Source organism: Arthrobacter sp. LAPM80 (genome assembly GCF_046736435.1).
GTDB lineage: Bacteria > Actinomycetota > Actinomycetes > Actinomycetales > Micrococcaceae > Specibacter.
Map to the genome: position 1 here is coordinate 78,384 of NZ_JBCHVD010000002.1, position 22,134 is coordinate 100,517.

The 22,134-nt window shown below is 64.8% G+C and carries 20 protein-coding genes, 1 pseudogene and 1 riboswitch; of the genes and pseudogenes, 15 read left to right on the forward strand and 6 right to left on the reverse strand.

Annotated elements, in window-relative coordinates; all coding sequences use genetic code 11:
* Positions 1–222: 222 nt before the first annotated feature.
* Both sucC and sucD read left to right on the forward strand, forming a co-directional pair.
* Positions 223–1,392, forward strand: a complete 1,170-nt coding sequence (gene sucC / locus AAGW05_RS02735; RefSeq protein ID WP_411802938.1) for an ADP-forming succinate--CoA ligase subunit beta — start codon at positions 223–225, stop codon at positions 1,390–1,392.
* Positions 1,393–1,407: 15 nt separating this feature from the next.
* Positions 1,408–2,310 (forward strand): succinate--CoA ligase subunit alpha, encoded by a 903-nt coding sequence (gene sucD / locus AAGW05_RS02740; protein WP_411802939.1) that lies wholly within the window; start codon positions 1,408–1,410, stop codon positions 2,308–2,310.
* Between the two features lie 94 nt (positions 2,311–2,404).
* Here sucD and AAGW05_RS02745 read toward each other — a convergent pair.
* Positions 2,405–2,689: pseudogene (locus AAGW05_RS02745) on the reverse strand (hypothetical protein); the annotation flags it as partial.
* Positions 2,690–2,773: 84 nt separating this feature from the next.
* Here AAGW05_RS02745 and AAGW05_RS02750 point away from each other — a divergent pair.
* From AAGW05_RS02750 to AAGW05_RS02760, 3 genes are read left to right on the forward strand one after another with little or no spacing between them, the layout of a single operon-like run.
* Positions 2,774–3,211 (forward strand): hypothetical protein, encoded by a 438-nt coding sequence (locus AAGW05_RS02750; protein WP_411802940.1) that lies wholly within the window; start codon positions 2,774–2,776, stop codon positions 3,209–3,211.
* Complete coding sequence (locus AAGW05_RS02755; protein WP_411802941.1) at positions 3,183–3,824, forward strand: aldo/keto reductase; 642 nt, start codon at positions 3,183–3,185, stop codon at positions 3,822–3,824. The genes AAGW05_RS02750 and AAGW05_RS02755 overlap by 29 nt, the downstream gene beginning before the upstream one ends.
* On the forward strand, positions 3,787–4,905 hold the full coding sequence (locus tag AAGW05_RS02760; protein ID WP_411802942.1) for an LOG family protein: 1,119 nt from the start codon (positions 3,787–3,789) through the stop codon (positions 4,903–4,905). The genes AAGW05_RS02755 and AAGW05_RS02760 overlap by 38 nt, the downstream gene beginning before the upstream one ends.
* A 47-nt stretch (positions 4,906–4,952) precedes the next feature.
* Here the strand turns inward: AAGW05_RS02760 and AAGW05_RS02765 are convergent, their stop codons facing one another.
* On the reverse strand, positions 4,953–6,047 hold the full coding sequence (locus AAGW05_RS02765) for a VIT1/CCC1 transporter family protein (protein WP_411802943.1): 1,095 nt from the start codon (positions 6,045–6,047) through the stop codon (positions 4,953–4,955).
* Between the two features lie 206 nt (positions 6,048–6,253).
* Here AAGW05_RS02765 and AAGW05_RS02770 point away from each other — a divergent pair, with 206 nt between their 5' ends.
* Complete coding sequence (locus tag AAGW05_RS02770) at positions 6,254–6,484, forward strand: biotin/lipoyl-containing protein (RefSeq protein ID WP_411802944.1); 231 nt, start codon at positions 6,254–6,256, stop codon at positions 6,482–6,484.
* 34 nt (positions 6,485–6,518) lie between these two features.
* On the opposite strand, the gene AAGW05_RS02775 is transcribed toward AAGW05_RS02770, so the two are convergent.
* Positions 6,519–6,812: a hypothetical protein gene (locus AAGW05_RS02775; protein ID WP_411802945.1), complete on the reverse strand. Its 294-nt coding sequence runs from the start codon at positions 6,810–6,812 to the stop codon at positions 6,519–6,521.
* 12 nt (positions 6,813–6,824) lie between these two features.
* Positions 6,825–6,936, reverse strand: a riboswitch (SAM riboswitch).
* Between the two features lie 167 nt (positions 6,937–7,103).
* Positions 7,104–8,627 carry a sodium:solute symporter gene (locus tag AAGW05_RS02780; RefSeq protein ID WP_411802946.1) on the reverse strand — a complete coding sequence of 508 codons (1,524 nt, stop codon included), beginning with the start codon at positions 8,625–8,627 and terminating at the stop codon, positions 7,104–7,106.
* Positions 8,628–8,772: 145 nt separating this feature from the next.
* Between AAGW05_RS02780 and AAGW05_RS02785 the strand changes: the two genes are divergently transcribed.
* The 6 genes from AAGW05_RS02785 to AAGW05_RS02810 all read left to right on the forward strand — a co-directional run bounded on the left by AAGW05_RS02785 (position 8,773) and on the right by AAGW05_RS02810 (position 12,845).
* Positions 8,773–9,360 (forward strand): helix-turn-helix domain-containing protein, encoded by a 588-nt coding sequence (locus AAGW05_RS02785; RefSeq protein ID WP_411802947.1) that lies wholly within the window; start codon positions 8,773–8,775, stop codon positions 9,358–9,360.
* A 121-nt stretch (positions 9,361–9,481) separates the two neighbouring features.
* Entirely contained in the window at positions 9,482–9,754 is a 273-nt protein-coding gene (locus AAGW05_RS02790; RefSeq protein ID WP_411802948.1) for a hypothetical protein, read from the forward strand.
* Entirely contained in the window at positions 9,751–10,749 is a 999-nt protein-coding gene (locus AAGW05_RS02795; RefSeq protein ID WP_411802949.1) for an FAD:protein FMN transferase, read from the forward strand. The genes AAGW05_RS02790 and AAGW05_RS02795 overlap by 4 nt, the downstream gene beginning before the upstream one ends.
* Positions 10,742–11,329, forward strand: coding sequence for a ferric reductase-like transmembrane domain-containing protein (locus AAGW05_RS02800; RefSeq protein ID WP_411802950.1), 588 nt, complete (start codon positions 10,742–10,744; stop codon positions 11,327–11,329). Before AAGW05_RS02795 ends, AAGW05_RS02800 begins: the two co-directional genes overlap by 8 nt.
* Positions 11,326–12,588, forward strand: a complete 1,263-nt coding sequence (locus tag AAGW05_RS02805; protein WP_411802951.1) for an NADH-ubiquinone oxidoreductase-F iron-sulfur binding region domain-containing protein — start codon at positions 11,326–11,328, stop codon at positions 12,586–12,588. The genes AAGW05_RS02800 and AAGW05_RS02805 overlap by 4 nt, the downstream gene beginning before the upstream one ends.
* Positions 12,585–12,845: a ferredoxin gene (locus AAGW05_RS02810; RefSeq protein WP_411802952.1), complete on the forward strand. Its 261-nt coding sequence runs from the start codon at positions 12,585–12,587 to the stop codon at positions 12,843–12,845. Before AAGW05_RS02805 ends, AAGW05_RS02810 begins: the two co-directional genes overlap by 4 nt.
* 50 nt (positions 12,846–12,895) lie before the next feature.
* On the opposite strand, the gene AAGW05_RS02815 is transcribed toward AAGW05_RS02810, so the two are convergent.
* Together AAGW05_RS02815 and AAGW05_RS02820 are read right to left on the reverse strand one after the other, a co-directional pair.
* On the reverse strand, positions 12,896–13,300 hold the full coding sequence (locus AAGW05_RS02815) for a hypothetical protein (protein WP_411802953.1): 405 nt from the start codon (positions 13,298–13,300) through the stop codon (positions 12,896–12,898).
* An 88-nt stretch (positions 13,301–13,388) separates the two neighbouring features.
* A complete protein-coding gene (locus AAGW05_RS02820) occupies positions 13,389–15,368 on the reverse strand; it encodes an amino acid permease (RefSeq protein WP_411802954.1) in 1,980 nt (659 codons plus the stop codon).
* A 344-nt stretch (positions 15,369–15,712) separates the two neighbouring features.
* On the opposite strand from AAGW05_RS02820, the gene speB reads away from it, so the two are divergent.
* From speB to AAGW05_RS02835, 3 genes are all read left to right on the forward strand, one after another.
* A complete protein-coding gene (speB, locus tag AAGW05_RS02825; protein ID WP_411802955.1) occupies positions 15,713–16,792 on the forward strand; it encodes an agmatinase in 1,080 nt (359 codons plus the stop codon).
* A gap of 47 nt (positions 16,793–16,839) precedes the next feature.
* A complete protein-coding gene (locus AAGW05_RS02830) occupies positions 16,840–18,504 on the forward strand; it encodes a thiamine pyrophosphate-binding protein (protein ID WP_411803187.1) in 1,665 nt (554 codons plus the stop codon).
* A gap of 295 nt (positions 18,505–18,799) precedes the next feature.
* Positions 18,800–22,066, forward strand: coding sequence for a family 16 glycosylhydrolase (locus AAGW05_RS02835; RefSeq protein WP_411802956.1), 3,267 nt, complete (start codon positions 18,800–18,802; stop codon positions 22,064–22,066).
* Positions 22,067–22,134 lie beyond the last annotated feature (68 nt).

A 22,134-nucleotide genomic window follows, 5' to 3' on the forward strand; every position in this document is an offset into this window, starting at 1 on the left:
AAAATGCGGCGGCCGTCCCATCCTTGAGGGAAGCGAAAGTGGCCGATGGAGGCCGGTGGCGGGGTCCGCCGTCGTGCGCCCAACGGCGGCCCCTGTGAGAGGAATAACCTGACATTACTGTGGCAAACTCCCCAAATATGTGCTTCACCTGTGAGACGGTAATGTGTGAAAGGGGTCAAGGCCCCTCAACATCACTACTTCGACGTAGAAGGACACCAATCCGTGGACCTGTTTGAATACCAGGCGCGCGACATGTTTGAGGCTCACGGCGTTCCCGTGTTGGCCGGCATCATTGCGCACACCCCTGAAGAAGCAAAGGCAGCAGCCGAGAAGATTGGCGGCGTCACCGTCGTCAAGGCACAGGTAAAGGTCGGTGGCCGAGGCAAGGCCGGCGGCGTCAAAGTTGCCAAGACCGCTGACGAAGCGTTCGAGCACGCCTCCGCGATCTTGGGCATGGACATCAAGGGCCACACCGTCAACACGGTCATGATCGCCCAGGGTGCAGACATTGCCGAGGAGTTCTACTTCTCCGTATTGCTGGACCGCGCCAACCGCAACTACCTGGCCATGTGCTCGGTGGAAGGCGGCATGGAGATCGAGGAACTCGCTGTCGAACGCCCCGAGGCCTTGGCCCGCGTTGCCGTTGACCCGGCCGTCGGCATCGATGCAGCAAAGGCTGACGAGATCGTCGCCACTGCCGGTTTCAACGCCGAGCTGGCACCGAAGGTTGCCGCCGCGATCATCAAGCTGTGGGACGTCTTCAAGAAGGAAGACGCAACCCTCGTTGAGGTCAACCCGCTGGTTCTCACCGGCGCCGGTGACATCGTTGCTCTCGATGGCAAGGTCTCCTTGGATGAGAACGCTGACTTCCGTCACCCGCACCACCTTGACCTCGAGGACGCAGCAGCTGCTGACCCGCTCGAAGCCAAGGCTAAGGCTGCGGATTTGAACTACGTCAAGCTCGACGGCGAAGTTGGTGTCATCGGTAACGGTGCAGGCCTGGTCATGTCGACGCTGGATGTTGTTGCCTACGCAGGCGAAAACCACGGCGGCGTCAAGCCCGCCAACTTCCTGGACATTGGTGGTGGAGCATCCGCCGAGGTCATGGCCGCAGGTTTGGACGTCATCCTCAATGACCCCCAGGTCAAGAGCGTTTTCGTGAACGTCTTCGGTGGCATCACCGCCTGTGACGCTGTCGCCAAGGGCATTGTCGGCGCTCTCGCCGAGCTCGGCTCAGCTGCCAACAAGCCGCTGGTTGTCCGCCTCGACGGCAACAACGTTGAAGAAGGCCGCCGCATCCTCAACGAAGCCAACCACCCGTTGGTCACCCTGGCCGCCACGATGGACGAGGGCGCCGACAAGGCTGCCGAGCTCGCCAACGCTTCGAAGTAGAGGTCTAGAAAACACATGTCTATCTTCTTGAACAAAGATTCAAAGGTCATCGTCCAGGGCATCACCGGCGGCGAAGGCACCAAGCACACCGCCTTGATGCTCAAGGCAGGAACCCAGGTAGTTGGCGGCGTGAACGCACGCAAGGCCGGCACCACCGTTGTCCACGGCGACGTTGAACTGCCCGTATTCGGTGCAGTTGCCGAAGCCGTTGCCGCCACGGGCGCCGACGTCTCCATCGTCTTTGTCCCCCCGGCATTTACCAAGGACGCTGTTGTTGAGGCCATCGAAGCCGGCGTTCCGCTGGTAGTTGTCATCACCGAAGGCGTGCCGGTTCAGGACTCTGCCGAGTTCTGGGCACTGGCCCAGTCAAAGGTTGACGCTTCAGGCAACCAGGTCACCCGCATCATCGGGCCGAACTGCCCCGGCATCATCACCCCCGGCGAAGCACTTGTCGGCATCACCCCGAACAACATCACGGGCAAGGGCCCCATCGGCTTGGTTTCCAAGTCCGGTACCTTGACCTACCAAATGATGTTCGAGCTGCGCGACCTGGGCTTCTCCACCGCCATTGGCATCGGTGGCGACCCCGTGATCGGCACCACCCACATCGACGCCCTGGCCGCGTTCGAGGCCGACCCGGAAACCTTGGCCATCGTGATGATCGGTGAGATCGGCGGCGACGCTGAGGAGCGCGCAGCCGAGTACATCAAGGCCCACGTCACGAAGCCCGTTGTTGGCTACGTTGCAGGCTTCACCGCTCCCGAGGGCAAGACCATGGGCCACGCCGGCGCCATTGTCTCCGGCTCCGCGGGCACGGCCCAGGCCAAGAAGGAAGCCCTTGAGGCTGCAGGCGTGAAGGTCGGCAAGACGCCGTCCGAGACCGCCGCACTGCTGCGCGAAGTGTACGCAGCACTGTAATTCTTCACTCAGTAAGCGAGGCCCCGCGGAATTTTCCGTGGGGCCTCGTTTTTTTGGCTTCCCCGCCGGATTGCGTCGAGTCAGGGGGAGGTACGACGGCGTGGAGCTGGGGGAGAACCTGAACCAGCGGTGCCTGCTCGGGGACAGGACGGGCTTCCTCCAGCAACTCCAGTCCTGCCGGTGTCAGTTCCGTGGCCCGGCCCAGTTGCTGCATGCGCATGTGCCAGCCGTCCTGGCGCTTCAAAGCATCAAGGACTGTGTACTCCACGACCGAGAGTTCGGCTGGGCCCTGAAGCGCCTTTTCCATGGTTGCCTCGATGAGGCCGTAAAGTGTGGCCACCGGCTGGCTCATTTCCGGGCAGGCGCTCAGCTTCGTCATTGGCGTACCGTTCGGAACCATGCTGGGGCAGGTGGCAGGGCCGCTGGCTGCAAGGTAGACAGGACACTCCTAACAGTACGGTCCGTGCTGGTCGTCATCCTTGCACAGTTCGCCATGACAACCACCAGCCAGCCCGCGACCGTCGCTGCACTGTTCCTGACGGGCGGCTTCGGCTTCGCCCCGGTTCCAGGACTCCGGATGAGGGTCATGAAGTACGCATCGTCGGCACCAACGCTTGCCTCCGGAGCCAACATCGGTGCATTCAACCTTGGCAATGCACTCGGCGCACGGCTCGGCGGGGTCACCATCACAGAGGACCTGGGCTACACCTCACCCATCTTCTCAGGCGCCGCCCTGACCCTGCTGGCCGTAAGTGTCATGGCCTATGCCGCAGCCAGCGGTAGGAAACAAGACCGCACCAACGAAACAACCGCCGTCGTGCAAGTGCCGCCTCAGGGCTGGCGCGCGAGGACCTGTTCATCACCGCCAAGGTGTGGATCGGCTACCTCGATTTGTACCTGATCCACTGGCCCGCTCGATCGAAGCCTCCAACTTCCTGCCGGAGCAGCTCGAGCACGTCATAGCGCTGGGTGGAACCGTCCCCGCGGTGAACCAGGTTCAGACGCATCCGGCCCTGCAGCAGCGCGATATCCAGGCTTTTGACGCAAAGCATGGCCTCTTCACCGAGGCGTGGAGCCCACTGGTCCGGGGTGCCGTCCTTGATGCCCGTCCAGTGCTGGCCGCGGCCCATACCCTTGGCCGCACGCCCGCACGCCCGCACGCCCGCACGCCCGCACAGGTCGTCCGGCGCTGGCAGCTGCAGCAGGGTCGGAAAATCATCCCGCAGTCTGTCACGCCGTCACGCATCGCCGAGAACCTGGACATTCTCGACCTTGAGCTCTCCGACGCCGAGCTTGCCTGGATCGATGCGCTCGAGAACGACGGCCGCACTGTACCGCCCCCTTCAACGGCTAATCCGGTGGGAAGGACCCCGAAACGGTCATCCGCTGGTGAAATATCACCAGCGGATGACCGTTTCGGGGTCCCGGGCCGGCACGGAGCGAGCAGCGAAACGAGCGTGTGGCTAGGCTGGAGGCGTGAACGCACCCCTGGCGCCCCGTGGCCGCAACCTTGAGATTGAGTCGCTGCCGCGCTTTGACGAGCTGGTGGCCGGAGGCGCGAAATCCATGCGTGGCTGGTATTTCCAGTCGGTTGACCTGCGCGGGAAGTCGGCCGATCTGCTGCGGCTGCACGCCTCCGGCGCCGTGTTCATGGGGTGCACCTTCGGCCATGGCATTGAGGATCAGCTGCGGTCAGGTGGCGCGCTGATCTTTCCCGCGCTCAAGCACGTCCCGTTCAACGCCTACCGAGGCCACCTGTACACGGGGGCTGAGCTGTTCGCCGGGATCGCCGGGGCCGAGTATGAAGCAGTCCCCGACGCCCGCATCTACCAGTGGAGCATGCAGGCCGGCCGTGCCCCCACGCTGCACTCAACGCTCGCCACCGCCATGCATGACCACGCCATTTCCGACGCCCTCGACGACTTTCTGTCCGCGCTCACCCGGCCCGTTGTTGGTGTCATGGGCGGGCATGCGGCGGCGCGGGGGAGCGGGCAGTATGCGCAGGCCGCGGAGTTGGGCCGTGCCCTGAGCCTTGCGGGGTTCCTCGTCGCGACAGGTGGCGGGCCTGGCGCCATGGAGGCCGCCAACCTTGGTGCCTACCTATCAACATACGACGCCGGGACCCTCGAAGGTGCCTTGCTCACCTTGGCAGCCGTCCCCGGCTTCCGCCCCTCGGTCACCGAGTGGGCAAGGGCCGCGTTCGAGGTGGTCGAGGAATACCCGCAGGGGGCGCCGACCCTTGGCATTCCCACCTGGTTCTACGGTCACGAACCGCCCAACGTCTTTGCCACGAAAATTGCCAAGTACTTCACCAACGCCCTGCGCGAGGCGGTCCTGCTTGACAGGTCCCGGGGTGGCATTGTGTTCCTGCCCGGCGCCGCGGGGACGGTTCAGGAGATCTTCCAGGACGCGTGTGAGAACTACTACGCCGCAGAGGGCGCAGTCGCCCCCATGGTGCTGGTGGGTCGGCGCTATTGGGAGGAAGAGGTGCCCGTGACGCAGCTGTTGACAACATTGGCCGCGGGCCGTGCCATGGCGGCCCACGTGCACATTGTGGATTCAGTGCAGGAGGCTTGCGCCGTCGTCGCCGGTTAGCCGCCTGCGGGCGCCGGGCACTCCCATCCTCACCGGGAACTGCGGGATTATGACCCGATCAGGCCGCCAGACGCCAGGCCGAGAAGGTACGTCGCGGCGGCGGCTCCCATGCCGATGCCCAGCTGGCGCAGGCCGCGCCACAACGGGGAAGCGCCCGAAAGCAGGCCCACCACGGCGCCAGTTCCCATGAGTGTGATGCCGACAAGCACGCAGGAGAGCAGGAGCGCACCCATCCCTGTCAGGCCAAAGAGGAACGGAATGATGGGGATGATGGCACCCGAGGCGAAGAAGCAAAAGCTCGACGTCGCGGCCCCCCACGCGGTGCCGAGGGTCTCGTGCTCGTCGACTTCCTCGAACTTGTCCGGCTGCAGCGACGTGCTGGGGTCGCAGTCGCAGCTGTACTGGCCCAGGCGCTCGGCCGCACGGTGTTCCGCAGTTTCACGGGACATGCCGCGCGCCAGATAAACGAGTACGAGTTCGTTGTTCTCAAGATCCAGGGAGGGGGCCGCTGTCAGCGTAACCTGGGTCGGCTGGGAAGCGTCGATCAGCTCACGCTGGGACCTGACGGAGACATATTCCCCGGCGCCCATGGACAGTGCACCCGCCAGCAGACCGAACACGCCGCTGAACAGGACCACTTGGCTGGACACCCCGGTCGCCCCCATGCCAACAACAAGTGAGAGGTTGCTGACAAGGCCGTCGTTTGCGCCGAAAACCGCGGCACGGAAGGATCCAGAAAGGCGGATGCGTCCACGGGTTGCCAGACCGCGGACAACCTCCTCGTGGATTGCCTCGTCGGCAGCCATGGTGTCGGTGGCGTCGGCGTCAGTGGCGTAGGGGGAGCGGGACTCCGCGCGTTGGGCCAGTGCCAGCACGAAGACCGAACCAAAGCGCCGGGCCAGCAGGCCAAGCAGGCGGTTGTGCAGGGATGGGTGGACGGGCTTTTTCGCGTGTTCGCCCAAAAGCCCGAGCCAGTGCTGCTCGTGGCGGCCCTCGGCTGCCGCCAGGGAGAGCAGGATGGTCTGCTCCTCACCGTCACGGCGCATGGCAAGGTCACGGTATACGGAAGCTTCAGCGCGTTCGTCGGCCAGGTATTGGCGCCAGCGCTTGATTTCAGCGGCTGTTGGTATGCGTTCAGGCACGGTGATGCTCCTCAAAGTCAGCCATCACTGTAGCGCCTTATTGGCCGTAATAGTGGCCGGTGGGCCTAGGGAAGCGGTTTCGGTCCGCCGCAATTCTGGCCGGGGCCTGCGCCCGACCGATCCATTCCCTGCGCCGAGGAACTGGCATAGGCTGTGTAGCCAACGGCCGTCCGTATCGGCGCCGCTGTCCTGAAGGCGGTTGTCGAATGCCCGAGATCCTGTTCCCGATGATGACGGGAGACGCCTCCGAGCCTGGCGTGCTGTCCACCTGGTACGTAGCCGACGGCGATCCGGTGCAGGAAAAGCATCTCCTCGCCGAGGTGTCCATTGACAAGGTCGACGCCGAAATTTACTCCCCGGCGGCCGGAACGGTCCGCCTGCGGGTCGCCGAGGGGGACGAAGTTGCCCAGGGGGCCGTGATCGCCGTCATCGAATGACAGGGGACAAGCATGCCGCCGCGTCGGGACAGCCCTACTGTTTCGCCAGCCTGAAGCCGACGCCACGCCCGGCCCGCACTCCTGTCTGCGCCACCGTGACAACCAAGGTGCCGATGCCAGGAATCCACCTGGCCGGGCGCACCGCCTGGGTCAGCGCCTGCACCAGTTGTTCTGCCTCCGCAGACCAATAGGCATGGTGTCCTGCGGGCGTGACAAACGTAACGGTGCCAAGATTCAAGTCCACGGCAGGAAGTACGGGGATGCCGGATGGACGTGCCAGAGCGCCGGCCTGAAGGGATTTTGCGGGTGCCACATTTGTAACAGTCATGGTCAGGACCTTTGTGTGCTCTTGCCTGCGCCGGACGGCAGCGGGCCGCTTCGTCATCTGAACCACCCATGAAGCCTGGGGTTGGCGTGCGACCAGTCGGAGCTTGGCATCGCATCTCTTGAAGTTGGAACAACACTACTCCCGTCGCATGCGGCAGCGGCTGGCGGCGTCATATATGACGTAGCCAGCCGCCGTCGTACTTTAAGTAACCAGCCCGCAAAAAACGACGAGCAATCACGATCTCTGGGTGATTGCTCGCCGTTTTTTGCGGGCTGGTTGCAAAGCGGGAGGCTACTTGGAGGCAACCGTTTCAATGTCGTCTGCATTGGAGTCGGTGGATGCTGCTGCCAGGCGGTCGTCCCAGGCCTTGCGGATGTGGGCCGGGGTTGCCGGGGTCCGCAGGGAAACCACGACGTAGACCACAAGCGCGGCGATGAGGCCGAAGTAGATGGGCTCGTTGGCGTAGATGCCATCGGCACTGGGGATCGCCCCTGTGGCGTACAGGACAAGCAGGACGATGGTCAGGACGCAGCCGACAGCGATGGACCAGGCGGCGCCCAGGCCGGTTCCGCGCTTCCATACCAGGCCACCGATGATGGCGACGAGCAGGCCGCCGACAAGGATGTCGTACGCGATGGTCAGGGCAAACACCACGTCATTGACCACGATGGAGATCAGCACCACCACGATGCCAAGGACCAGCACATACAGGCGGTTGGCGTTCACGTCGTGCTCGGGGTTGGAGGTGTCAGAGCTGTCGATCTTCTTGCCGAACCAGCTGGCCACGAACGGGACGACGTCCTTGCGTGCCACCGTTGCGGCGGCGATCAGGGAGCCTGAGGCCGTGGACATCATGGCAGCGACGGCGGCGGCCAGAACGATGCCGCCGATGCCCATCGGCAGCAAGTGGGTGGCAACTTCGGCATATACAACGTCCTTGCCCAGGGTGGCGACATCAATGTCGGGGAGGGCCACACGGGCTGCCAGGCCGATCAGGGCGCCGGCAACACCGTACAGGATGCAGTACATGCCGGCCGTGGCGCCGCCCCAGCGGGCAACTTCGGGGGTGCGGGCGGTGAAGACTCGCTGCCAGATGTCCTGGCCGATGAGCAGGCCCAGCGTGTAGACAACGAAGTACGTGATGATGGTCTGGGTGCCGATGCCGTCCCACTGGAAGAAGCTTGCATCAACGCGTTCCTTGATGCCGTCAATCCCGCCGGCTGCATTCCAGGCGAAGGGGAGCATGAGGAGGAAGACGCCGACTGTCTTGATGACGAACTGCACCTGGTCGGCCAGGGTGATGGACCACATGCCGCCAATGGTGGAGTAGACCAGCACGATGGCGCCACCGACGGCGATCGCCAGCCAGCGGTCCCAGCCGAAGAGCACCACGAAGATGGTGGCGTAGGCGCCGGTTGAGGTTGCCGAAATCATGATGGTGTAGGCCAGCATGACGATGCCTGAAACCTTCGTTGTTTCCTGGCCGTAGCGCAGGCTCAGCATTTGTGAGACGGTGTAAATCTTCAGTTTTTGCAGGGTGGGTGCGAACAGCACGCTCAGCAGCAGCACGCCGACGCCGATGGCGACCACCAGCCACATGCCCGAGATGCCGAACTTGTAGCCGAGCCCCACGCCGCCAACTGTTGACGCGCCACCGAGGACGACGGCGGCCATGGTGCCTGTGTACAGGAAAGGGCCAAGGCGGCGGCCGGCAACGAGGAAGTCACTGTTGCTCTTGGTCCGCGACTTGCCCCACCAGCCAAAGGCCAGCATGGCGACCAGATAGAAGGCGACTATGGCAATATTTAAGTCCATGTGATGCTCCAGTGCGTGAAATAGATGGGATCCCCCGGAAGTATTGCCTCTAAAGCAACATTTGTTGTCTATTAGGCTAAACTGTGATGACAGTTACAGTCAAAGTGCCGCTTGTATCAGGGCAGCCCTGATGTGAGGAGCCGCCATGAAAGCTTTGCCCCTGGAACCCAGTTCCGACCCGGTTGCCATTGGTTCGCGGATCCGCGCCGCACGCCAGGACCAGCGCCTGACCATTGAACAAGTCGCCGATGCAACGGGCCTGACCAAGGGATTTTTGAGCCGTGTCGAACGGGACCTCACCTCCCCGAGCGTCGCTTCGCTGGTGACGCTGTGCCAGGTTCTCTCGATTTCCATTGGCGATCTGTTTGCCGCACCCGAAACGCACCTGACCCGCAAAGGCGAGGGCCCGCGCATCTCCCTGGGCGGGGACGGCATTGTTGAACGCCTCCTGACCTCCCGCTCCGAGCGCCGCCTGCAAATTCTTTGCGCCACGATCGAACCGTACGGACGGGGCGAATCCGAACTGTACGCAGTTGACTGCGACGTCGACGTTTTGCACATCATCAGCGGCGAACTGACCTTGCGCATGACCCAGGAGTCCTACGATCTGAAGGCGGGAGACACGCTTACGTTCCCCGGCCGTGAGCCGCATTCCTGGGAAAACCACACGCCCCACCCCGTCGAGGCCCTGTGGGTGCTCGTCCCGGCAGCATCGGGCTCCGGCACCGCCTGACATCGAACCACCCTGCTTTTCCTAAGTTTCCAACGGCTGGTTCCAAGCAAACTCAAAGCCAAGTCGTGGATTGTTGAGTCAACAACAATCGCTCTGAAACGGATTTGGGAGCAGGCCGGCCATGAAACAGCCAAGCAGCGGCAGGAAGCTCTCCACCACGCTCACGTCGGTCGTGGCCGTCGGGGCCGTGGGTTGTGCCGGCCTGGGCAGCGTCGCCATGTACGGCACCATCACGGCCGCCGCCGCCCATGGCACCACAAGTACGACGCCGGACACCTCCGGCTCGTCTTCAGGTTCCTCCTCCGACGGTTCGTCCTCATCCGACGGTTCGTCCGGCACCCAACTCCTTCCCGGCAGCGGTGGCTACAGCCATTCCAGGTCCTCGGGCTCATGAGGATCTCCCACGCCGCCCCCACAGCAGAGGGCCCTCCGGCACAGCGTTCCTGGCAGGTCTGGGGTCTCGCCGCTTCCGTGGTTGTCACCAGTCCGGTCGCGTTGGAGGAGGCCGTGAGCCTTGCCCGCTGCGTGCTCGACGGCGTCGACCTCGCCTGCAGCCGCTTCCGCCCCGACTCCGAGCTGGCGCTGCGCCGCCGGGAGCTGGCCACCGGGGCGAAGGTGACCCCGCTGCTCGCCTCCCTGGTGGACGCCGCCCTTGAAGCAGCGCGGTGGACAGGCGGCGCCGTCGACCCCACCCTCGGCAACGACCTCATCTCCCTTGGCTATGACAGGGACTTTTCCCGGCTGCAGTCAGCTGGCACTGCACCGTTCCTGGCGGCCCTGCCGCATCGCCTGCTTGAGCGGAGCACCCCCGGATGGCGGAGCATCACCCTCGACGGCACCTTCCTGACCGTCCCCGCCGACGTCACCCTGGACCTGGGTGCGACGGCCAAGGCGGTGGCGGCTGACATGGCCGCGGCGCGCATCGCCGTCGAACTTGGCTGCGGGGTGCTCGTCAACCTGGGCGGGGACATCGCGACGGCGGGGCCTGCGCCCGAGGACGGCAGCGGCCCTGCCGGGCACTGGCAGATCATGGTCCAGGACACCCCGGCGGACCCGGCGCAACAGGTGTCTCTGCCTGCCGGACATGCCCTCGCCACCTCAAGCACGCTCAAACGGCGGTGGCGGCAGGACGGGGCGCTGCGCCACCACATCCTTGACCCCCGTTTCGGACTGCCCGTGGAGACGGTCTGGCGCAGTGCCAGCGTTGCCGCAGCCACGGCCCTTGAGGCCAACGCGTACAGCACGGCGGCGCTCGTGAAAGGCCATGCCGCGCCCGGCTGGCTCCGTGGGCGTGGTGTCAGCTCCCGCCTAGTGGACCAACAAGGCCGCACCCTCACGACCATGACCTGGCCCGCTGCCGGGCTTCCGTGGGTGCTTTCACATGGATGATGCGATGTGGGCCTTCGGCCGGGTGAGCGGCATGATCTCCATGGTGCTGCTGACTGTCTCCGTGCTGCTTGGCATCCTTTCCCGGTCGGGGCGTCCGCTCTTCAGTATCCCGCGGGTCTCGTTGTCGCTGCTGCACCGCAACGTCTCGCTGCTGGCTGTCGTGTTCCTTGTTCTCCACGTGGGGGCGCTCATGCTGGACTCCCTCGCCAACATCAGCGTGGCCGACGTCGTGGTGCCGTTCCTTGGTAGCTTCAAGCCGTTCTGGCAGGGCCTAGGCACTGTGGCACTTGACCTGCTCGCGGCCATTGTCGTGACAGGCGTTTTCCGGCGCCGGCTGGGGCAGCGCGCCTTCAAGGTGGTCCACTGGTTCACCTACGCCGCCTGGCCGCTGGCCCTGGCCCACTCGTTGGGAAACGGCAGCGACGGCACAAGTCCTGCCATTGTGGCGTCCGCCGTTGTGCTGGCGGTGGCCGTGGTCGCAGCCGTGGTGTGGCGTGTGTCCGCCAGGTTCTCCGAGACGGCAGCGGTACGCGGGGCGAGCCGGAACCTTGCCGACCGGAACCGGGCGCGGCAGCCATGAACGCGGACACGGCCATGGTTCCCACCGCGGACAGTGCCCCGCAGCTGGGTGTGGCCAGGCTCTTCGCCGCAGGGCCGGAAGCCCGGCATCGGGACCATCTTGCCGCCTACGGGCCGCTGCCGGACCCCGGCAATGCTTCGGCATTCCTGTCGGCGCTCGAGGCATCCGGGCTGACGGGGCGCGGGGGCGCGGGCTTTTCCTCCTGGCGCAAGTTTGCCGCCGTCGAACAGGCCCGGCGCACCAGGAGGTACACGCCCCGGGCGGGCGGCCCGGTGCTTGTCGCGAACGGTGCCGAGGGCGAGCCGCTGAGTTTCAAGGACGCCACGCTGCTGCACAGTTCCCCGCACCTTGTCATCGACGGGCTGCTGGCCGCGGCCCGCGTGCTCGGTGCATCGAAAATGGTCATCTATACGGCCGCCGCCAACCTGGAGCCCGTGGCGGCGGCGCTGGCCGAAAGGCCGCAGGCCCGGGACATTGAGCCCGTGGCCTCACCCGAGGCGTTCATCTCCGGCCAGGCAAGCGCCGTGGTGAACTTCCTCGAAACCGGCCGTGCGCTGCCAACCGACCCCGCCGGGCGGTTGGCAGCGCGCGGGTTCAAGGGCAGGCCAACCCTCATCCACAACGCCGAGACGTGGGCCCACATTGCGCTGATCGCCCGGTACGGAGGCAGCTGGTTCCGCCGGCTTGGCACTCCCGGCGACCCTGGGACGCGGCTGCTCTCGATCACCGGCGACGTCCCCGCCGAGCTAGTCCTTGAGGTTCCCGGCGGCGCCCTTTTGGAGGGCGTCTTGGCCTCGGCAGGTGTGAGGCCCGACGCCGTCTGCGCCGTTCTCGTCGGTGGCTACCACGGGCGGTGGGTGCGTCCGGCGGGCACGGTTCTTGACGTGGCGGGCGGTGCCGCGGCTTCCAGCGTTCGTCCGGGGGCCGGCGTCGTGCACGTCATGGGCCACGGGCGCTGCGGCCTGGCCGAAACCGCGCGGATCGTTGGATACCTGGCCGGGCAGTCGGCACGCCAGTGCGGGCCCTGCCTGTTCGGGCTGCCCGCGCTGGCAGAGGTCATGCTCAGGCTGGCGGCCGGGCGCGGCGGGCCCGAACTGGTGCGGGAGGTGAACCGGCTCTCGGCACTGGTGGCCGGGCGCGGCGCATGCCACCACCCTGACGGGACCGTCCAGCTGATCCACAGCGCCCTTGAAACCTTTGCCGACGATGTGCCCTGGCACCTTGCGGGGCAGTGCCAGGCGAGCGGCGGTGCGTTGTGAACCCGGGCGCAGGGTCAGGTAGCCAGGCGGCGCGGCTGCACATCGACTGGACCAGGTGCGACGGGCGCGGGCTGTGCGTGGAACTTCTGCCCGAGGCCCTGCGGCGCGACGAATGGGGCTATCCGGTGGTGAACCCGCGGCGGGTGGCCGTGCCGGGGGACAGGTCGGACGTGCCCCTCACGGGCGCGGAATTTGACGGTGCCGTGGAGGCCGTCAAGCTGTGCCCGCTGCTGGCACTGCGCCTCTCCCGCCCCTGACGCCCAGTCAACGCTCGGTTGCTTTCTGTTGCGTTTTGCCCGACGCTCGGTCACTTTCTGTTGCGTTTTGCCCGACGCTCCTGCAGTTGCAGGCCGCGCAAGGTCGCGGGCGGGCCTTTCGGCTCACCGTGCCAGGACCTGACGGCAAACATGGAGGATGTGATCAGGCCACCCGTCGACAGTAGCCACAGCGGCAACGCGCCAATGTCACCGGCGGCACCCTCGGGGCTCCCCATTGACAGAAGCGCTCCGCCGACCAGCGCCGAGCACATCGCCGAAACTGCCGTTGCAACCAGCAGCCAAAGAAAAGCGCGGTTGCGTCTGAACAGGCCCCTGGGCGACACCAGCAGGAGGGCCACCGGCGTGGTGAGGGTGAAGGTGATGGCTGCGATGTCCCAGCGCGGGATTCCGGCCAGCCTACCCGGCCGGAATACGGAAATCGCGATGGGGTACACGACCTAAAGTAACCGAGGGCCAGCCAAAACACGACCAAAAGCAACCGAGCGTTTCCGGAAAAGGAACCGAAACTAACCGAGCGTTGGGTCAGCCGACGTGGACCCAGGGTCGCTGCGTGAGCTCGGGTTCGGCCTCGCGCAGGACCTCACGGGTGACAGGGGCAATCTCGCCCTCACCGACAAAGATGAACTTGAGCATGTTGGTGATGGGGTTGCCCTCGTTCCACCGGAAGTAAATGTGCGGAATGAGCCCTGTCGCATCGCGGATGTGCAGCAGCACTGCCGCTATCGTGTTGGGGACATTTGATGAGTGGACCTGCAGGATCTTGAACCCGTGCCGGGTGATGCCTCGGACTTCCAAAGCCGTTTCAAAGTCCGAGGAATCATCCACAATGACCTCCATGAACAGCACGTCGCTCAGGTCACCGAGCTCGTTGACCTCGGCGGCATGGGCAAGCTTGCGCCTGTAGGCCGCCGCATTGCGGGTCTTGGGGTCGTGCGAAATGATGCGGATCGTGCCCTCGTCCACGGCAGCGACGAAGCCCATGGCTGCCTCATCCATGCGAATGTAAGTTGCCCGCAACTCGAAGGAGCGGCGCAGGCGCGAAAGCAGGCTGACAAGCACGATGCCAAGGATGAACAACAGCGCGATCTTCAACCCGTCGGGGCGTTCGATCGAATTGGCCACCGTTGTGTAGATGAACGCCAGCGAGACAGCGCCGAAACCAATCGTCTTTCCCCGCTCGCCCTTGCGCCGGGCGGAGAGGGTCACAGCTATCGCCGCGGACGTAATCAGAACCAGCACACCCGTCGCGTACGCGCCTCCCTGGGCATCGACGTCGGCCTTGAAAATGATGGTGATTACGACGGCGACGGCGGCGAACACCAGAACCAGCGGGCGGACGGCGGCGGCCCATTGCGGTGCCATACCGAAGCGGGGCAGGTAACGCGGGACAAGGTTGAGCAGCCCGGCCATGGCGCTTGCACCGGCGAACCACAGGATCGCGATGGTGCTCACATCGTAGACGGTTCCGAAGCCCTCGCCGAGGAGGTGGTGGGCAAGGAATGCCAGCGCTCGGCCGTTGGCGGCCCCGCCGGGCTGGAATTCGGCGGCCGGGATGAGGATTGTGGTGGCCAGCGAGGACGTGATGAGGAAGCTGCTCATGATGACGGCGGCAGTTGTCAGCAGCCGGTGGGCTCCCTTGATGCGGCCCTCGGGGTTTTCCTCGGTGTCGGTGGCACGTCCCTTGATTTGGGGCATGACGGCGACGCCGGTTTCAAAACCGGATAGGCCTAGCGCCAGGCGTGGGAAGACCAGCAGTGCGATGGCGACCACCATGACAGGGTTGCCGTGCTGGGTTGTCAACGCCGTCCACCAGTCGTTTGTCAGCAGCGGGCTGTGGACTACCTGGACAAGTGCCACGCCGATGACAACAAGGTTCAGGGTCAAAAAGACCGCCACCAGAACAACCGCGATGCCAATGGCTTCCTTGAAGCCGCGCAGGAATATGGCGGCGAGGGCGGCGATCAGTACGAGCGTGATGATGACGTTTTGGCCGCGCAGGAAGCTCGGGGCGAAAGGGTTTTCAATGACGTGGGCCGTGGCGTCGGCCGCGGAAAGGGTAATGGTGATCATGAAGTCGGTGGCGGCGAATCCCAGCAGTGACAGGACAAAGGCCTTTCCCCACCAGCGCGGCAGCAGGCGTTCGAGCATGGCGATGGATCCGGCGCCGCGCGGGCTTTCCCTGGCAACGCGCTTGTACACGGGCAGGGCGCCGAACAGCGTGACCAGGACCAGTACGATCGTGGCCAGAGGAGCCAGCACACCCGCAGCAAGGGCCGCGATGGCCGGCTGGTATCCAAGGGTCGAGAAGTAGTCAAGGCCCGTCAGGCACATGACCCTCCACCATGTTTGCGGCTTGTGGTTTTCAGTGGGGCGGCCGTGGGGTCCCTGCCGTTTTCCCGAACCTTCCGGCATGCCGTCGAGCAACCAAAGGCGCAGAGCCGCCCTGCCCCGCAGTTTCCCGCTCGTTCCGGGGTCTGAAGGAGCTTTGGCAAGGGATGTCACTGACGGCCTTTCGTTTCGTCGCTGCCCGGTCGCAGCCGATGCACACCGGCGTCGGGGTCTTCCGAATGCCACTGGCAACTGGAGACTAGCACCGCTTTGGCTCGAAAAACCCTGTCTTGATGAAATCTTTACGCCCCTGGAGCCCCTCTTTTCCCGCGGTGCCGCCGGTGCCGGTGGCGTGCTCCGGGACTCACCCCGAAGGGCATGGCGAAAGTATCTAATGTGAAACATTTGGTTCACAATAGGCAACATCGGTTGTACTATGGTGAACACCCTCCGGGTGTGACGCACGTCTACCGACGCAGTCTCAGGCCGGGAAAATGCCACAAGAATTGAGGACATCCATGAAAGAGCTCCGCATTGAGGCCAACGGGAACCTTGGCCCCATCGATTCCTCCCGGATCCCGCGCTACGCGGGGGCCGCGACCTACGCACGCCTCCCGCGTCTTGACCAGGTCGCCAGGGCCGATGTCGCCGTCGTCGGTGTCCCCTTTGACAGCGGCGTTTCCTACCGCCCCGGTGCCCGCTTCGGCGCCAACCACGTGCGTGAGGCCAGCCGCCTGCTGCGCCCGTACAACCCGGCCTGGGATGTGTCCCCGTTTGAAAACTGCCAGGTTGCCGACGCCGGCGACATGGCCGTGAACCCCTTCAACATCAACGAGGCCATCGAAACCATCCAGCAAAACGCGCTGGACTTGACGGCCAACGGCGCAAAGCTCATGACCATCGGTGGCGACCACACGATCTCCCTGCCGCTGCTGCGCGCCGCCGCCGAGCGTGCCGGCGAGCCCGTCGCGATGCTGCACTTTGACGCACACCTTGACACCTGGGACACCTACTTCGGTGCCGAATACACCCACGGCACCCCCTTCCGCCGCGCCGTCGAGGAAGGCATCCTGGACACCGAGGCCATCTCCCACGTGGGCACCCGCGGCCCGCTCTACGGCAAGAAGGATCTGGACGATGACCACCGCTTCGGCTTCGGCATCGTCACCGCGGCCGATGTCTACTACCAAGGCGTGCTCGAGACAGTTGCGAAGATCCGCGACAGGATCGGCAAGCGCCCGCTGTACATCTCGGTGGACATCGACGTCCTTGACCCGGCACATGCGCCCGGCACCGGCACCCCCGAGGCCGGCGGCATCACGAGCAGGGAGCTCATCGAGATCATCCGCGGCTTCCGGGGCATGAACCTCGTCGGCGCCGACATCGTCGAAGTTGCTCCTGCCTACGACCACGCCGAAATCACCGGTGTCGCCGCAAGCCACGTCGGCTTCGAACTTGTGACATTGATGGCCGATAACCACGTCGAGGGAGAGCGCTTCGGCACCCCGAACGGTTACGCCGCCCAGGCACTTGATGCAGAAGAACGACGCCGGCCCGCTGGCTTCGCCCCGAACCTCACCCCAGGAGAGACCAAGTGAATCCCCAGCAGCTCCCCAACCTCGCAAGCTCGGCTGGGAACCCCTCGCTGCCGGAGGCCCCAAGCCAAAGGAACGGTGGCGACCTCGTCGTTGAGACCCTGACGGCGCTCGGCGCCCAGACCGTTTTCGGCATTCCAGGCCAGCACGCCCTGGGGCTTTTTGACGCGCTCAGCCGCTCGCCCCTGCACTTTGTCTCCTCCCGCGTGGAGAACAATTCGGCGTTTGCCGCCGACGGCTACTCCCGCGCCACGGGCGAAGTGGGCGTGCTGTTCCTGTCCACGGGCCCCGGCGCGCTGACGGCCCTTGCCGGCCTGCAGGAAGCCTACGCAACGGGCGTGCCCATGATTGTTGTGGCGAGCCAGATCCCGCTTGAGGGATTGGGTGCCCGCCGCAAGGGCATGCTGCACCAGCTCGATGACCAGAAGGCTTCCGCCGCCAACGTCACCAAGAGCCAGCGGCTCATCCAGCACGCATCGGGCATCCCCTCCGCCATCCAGGACGCGTGGACGGAAGCCGTTTCCTCCCCGCAGGGCCCTGTCTGGGTTGAGGTGCCGCAGAACGTTCTGCTGGACCCCATCTTTGTGCCGGCCGTCGAGGATGCGCTGGCCGAACCGTTCGACAACCCGCCGCGGGTCGAGCTCATCCGTGAAGCCGTGAAGTGGCTCTCGGCCGCCGAACGCCCCGCGATCGTTGCCGGTGGTGGAACACGACGCGGCCACGCGGAAAAGCAACTGCTCTCCATCGCCGAAAAGCTCAACGCCCCCGTGGTCTGCACCCCGGGCGGAAATGGCGCGTTCCCGTGGAACCATGAGCTGTCGATGCAGTCCTGGGTTGAGGACCGCCACGTCACCGAAGTGTTGGAAGACGCCGATGTCCTGGTGGTCATCGGCTCATCCCTGGGCGAGGTGTCAAGCAACTACTTCACCATGGAGCCGCGCGGGCGCATCATTCAGATTGACGCCGAACCTCGCGTGCTGGAATCCAACCGGCCCGCGCTTGGCATCCGTGCAGACGCCGGCCAGGCGCTCAGCGCACTCGATGCGGCGCTGACCGAACCGCACGGCGAAAAAGCCAACTGGCACGGCGCCACGCCGCAGGCCGTTGTGGCGGAAACCCTCGCCAAGGTCCAGGCCCGCCTGGACAGCCAGGACCTGGCACTTGAACGCAAGTTCATGGCCGATATCCGCGAGGCCGTTCCGGCCGACATGCAGACGTTCTGGGACATGACCATCTCCGCCTACTGGGGCTGGAGCTGCTGGGATGCCAAGGACGGCCAATTCCACTCCGCCCAGGGTGCCGGCGGCCTCGGCTACGGCTTTCCGGCTGCCATCGGCGGTGCGCTCGGATTGCAGAGCCACGGCAAGCCGGCCCGGGTTTTGGCGGTGGCAGGCGACGGTTCCTCCATGTACTCCATCTCTGAACTGGCAACGGCCAGGCAGCACAATGCCCCCGTGACCTGGCTCATCGTTGACGACGGCGGCTACGGCATCCTGCGTGAATACATGATTGACACCTTCGGCAAGGCGACCCACACCGAGCTGGCCCGCCCCGACTTCGTCAAGCTGGCCGAGTCCTTCGGTGTTCCTGCCAAGCGGGTGGCGCCGCAGGACGTCGGGGACGCCCTGCGGGAAGGCTTCGCCGCCGACGGTCCCAACGTCGTCGTGGTTGACGCGTTGTTGAAGATGTTCGGCCCCACCCACCTGGACATTTAGTGCGGTGACTGGCGGCGTCCGGTTTCGTGCGGGCGCCGCGCAGGGATTGGAAAGAAGGCCTTCGGATGAAGGGCGGGGGACGTGCACAAGGTCCCCATCCGGGAACCGGGGGCCTTTTTCATGTCAGGTGCCGCCGTTACTCGACGGCCTGCCCAGGGGAAGGAAGCTAAAAAGACGCGCCGTGGCAACCCCATTGACATTATGGTATGGATCACATCTACTTTGGGTAACATCATGTTACCAATTGGGTCGTGATGTCTGGAATCATCCAATCCATACCTTATTGAGGGGAATCATGCAGGTCTCTGAACCAGCGGCGCAGCACAGCGCCGCACCACCACACCATCAATCTCCGCGGGCGCGCCGCAGACGCCGACGACGCGCGGCCATCGGTACTGCCGCAGGCGCGGTCCTGCTTGCAAGCTTCATAATCCCGCTGGCCGGTGGCCCCGCCCAGGCGGCCACGCAAACGCTGTTCGAGGCCGAGGCCGCCACCAACGTTTTCACCGGGAAGGCCGTGGCCCAGAACCGGACAGGGGCTTCCGGAGGCAAGACAGTTGGGTTCGTCGGCGGTGGCAACGGCAAAATTGGTGTCAAGATCAACATCGTGGATCCCGCGCGGACCACCTTGCGCCTGCAATATGTCTCAGGTGAGGACAGGGACATCTCCATCCAGTGCAACGACGGCGCTGCCGCCCTGGCGGACCTCTCGCCCAGCCCGAACTGGGAGACTGCAAGCCGCTACACGTTCAGCTGCGCCAACCTGGTGGCAGGCGAAAACATCATCACCTTCTTCAACGCCACAGGCCCGGCCCCGGATATTGACGCCGTCGTGGTTGAAACGGCGGCGCAAACACTCTTTGAGGCCGAGGCTGCAGGAAACGACTTCGTTGGCCGTGCGGTGGTGCAAAACAACGCGGCCGCGTCGGGCGGCAAGACCGTGGGCTATGTTGGCGGAAACAACGGCCAAATCGGCATCAAAGTCAGCATGGAAACCGCAGGGGACAAGGTTTTTGAGCTCCAATACCTTTCTCCAGACACGGGCAAGCGCAACGTCAATCTCCAGTGTGAAGGCAGTGCCAAGGTCCTGCTGGACCTCGCCGTCGCGCCCAACACGAGCACGCCGCTGCGCAAGGAATTCGCCTGCTACCTGCACGTGGGTATCAACACGATCACGGTCTGGAACGCCGACGGCCCTGCGCCTGACATCGACGCGATTATCTTGAAGACTGACGGGTCCGACGGCGGCACCCCCACCACGCCACCGCCCACCACCGCGCCGCCCGTGGGCGACACGCCAGACCCTTACGCACAGAACCCCTCCGCCGCCATGCCCATGGTGGATCCGGCCAACACGGGCAAATGGACAAAGATCGAGGACTACTCCTCGGAGTTCAACGGCGTTGACCTTGACCAGGGCTTCAAACGCTTCACCGACCAATGGGGCTGGCGTGCCGAATGGCGGTGGGAAGATAACGCGTCCGTGGTCAAGGACGGAAATTTGGAGCTGAAACAGTCCTACGATCCCACCAACGAATACAACATCACCCCCAGCAAGTGGCAGACCAACACCATTGACGTGAACCTGCAGAACTCCAACACCGACACCGTCACCTCCTACGCCGCACGGACCGGTAAGACGGGGCTGCGCCACACCTATTACAACCAGTACGGAACCCGCACCCAGCAGAGCTTCTCCGGCCTCGCCGCCGGAACGTACACGTTCTCGGCCTGGGCCAAGACCGTCGGCTCCAAGGGTGCTGTGAGCCTTGTTGCTGCTGGCTGCGACGGGACGGCAAACGTCAAGGAAACGGCAATTCCCCGCAACAACGGCGCCTGGACCCAGTACTCCCTGCCTGTCACCGTGGCGGCCGGGGCCAACTGTGCCGTGGGCCTACAGTCAAGCGGCGCCGATTTTGCCGACGTCGCCATGTTTGACGACGCCTCCTTCGCCGCGGATTCCGCCCCGGCCGCCAACAAGCTGGCAAATCCGGGCTTCGAGGAAGTCAACACCACCTACAACAAGTCAGGCGGCATCCAACTCAAGGAGGCAGTCAAATTCGGCTACTTCGAAGTTCGGGCCCAGTCAGGAACCCCCTTCCCCGGAACGTGCCTGGCCTTCTGGCTTGATGGGCGCGAAGGGGATTATGCGACCGAACTGGACATGGTGGAACTGGGCCAGAACCCGAACCAGCCCGGCTCCATTGACTTCGCCAAGCACCGCTGGCCGTCCCAGGCGCTCGGGCCCAATCACCAGTCCGACGGCGGATCCTCCTATATGGCGCCCTGGAACCCCGCTGAAAACATGCATAACTATGGCTTTGAATGGGGACCGGGCATCCAACGCTGGTACGTCGACGGCGTGCTGCGCAGAGAGACCAAGGACCCCGTGTACGACCCCGCCGAGCAGATCATGATCCTCTCCGTGGGCCTGCGTGCACCCTACGTCAACAACCCGGCCGGCTACCCCAACGCCTACGACAACGCCAAGCCTTCCAAGTTCGACTACGTGCGCGTATGGAAGAAGCAGTCCATGACGATCGACAGCGCGACCGAAGGAAACTACCAGTCCTCCTTCGTATTCCCCGCTGACTGGGGGACGACGCCGGTCACTGGCGCCTTGGGCGGGACGGTGCGCTCATCGAGCACGGCGGGCTCCTCCTGGAGCATGCGCTTTGACGGAGACGGCGTGGCCGTCACCGCACCCGTGGGGCCCGGCCAGGGCAAGGTTGCCTATTCGATCGACGGGGGAGTCCCCGTGATTGTCAGCCACCAGGCGGGCGCTGATGCCATCTCCACCGTGTGGACCAGCCCAACGGTCAAGCGCGGCAAGCACATTCTGACGGCCACTGTCGTGGGCGAGGGTGCCGCCCGGGCGGCAACCCTTCCCGTGGCAGTTGATGCCGTCGCTGTTCTCAACAGCGGCAAGGCCGACTTCACCGACATCAAGGTTGTTCCGGCAGCGGTCAGCTTCGATCCCGCGGCGGGCACCTACACGGTTCCCAGCACGACAGGAATTGAGTACGTGGTGGATGGTGCGGTGGTTCCGGCAGGCAGACACCCGCTGCCCAAACTGGTGACCGTCGCTGCGCGAAGCGTGGACGGCTATGCCATTGCCGAGGGTGCCGTTGCATCCTGGCACTTTGCCGCAGACGTGGAGCCAACGGCAACGGCCACGGCGGACCCGACAGTCACGGCAACGGCAACGGCGGAACCGACAGTCACGGCAACGGCAACGGCCACGGTAACGCCCACGACCATGGTAACGCCGACGGCGACACCCTCAGCAACGGCAACACCCAGTGCAGAGCCGACCACCTCGCCGGCAACAACGCCTTCGAATGCCGGGACGCCCAGCAGCCCGGTTGAAACACCGAAGGCATCCGCCACAGGCGCAGCCACATCTGGCGCCCCGGCACCGTCAACGCCGGCAAAGAGCCCATCCGTGGATGAGCTGGCCAGCACTGGTGCTGCGTCGCCGGTGCTCGCCCTGGGCATCCTGGTGCTTGTGGCCGTGGGAGGTGCCATGGTGCTGGGCGGCAGGGGCCGCCGTCGTGCCTAGTTAGCCTCATCAGGCACTGACGGCACAAAAAGAGGGGCTGGCTTCCAACGGAAGCCAGCCCCTCTCGT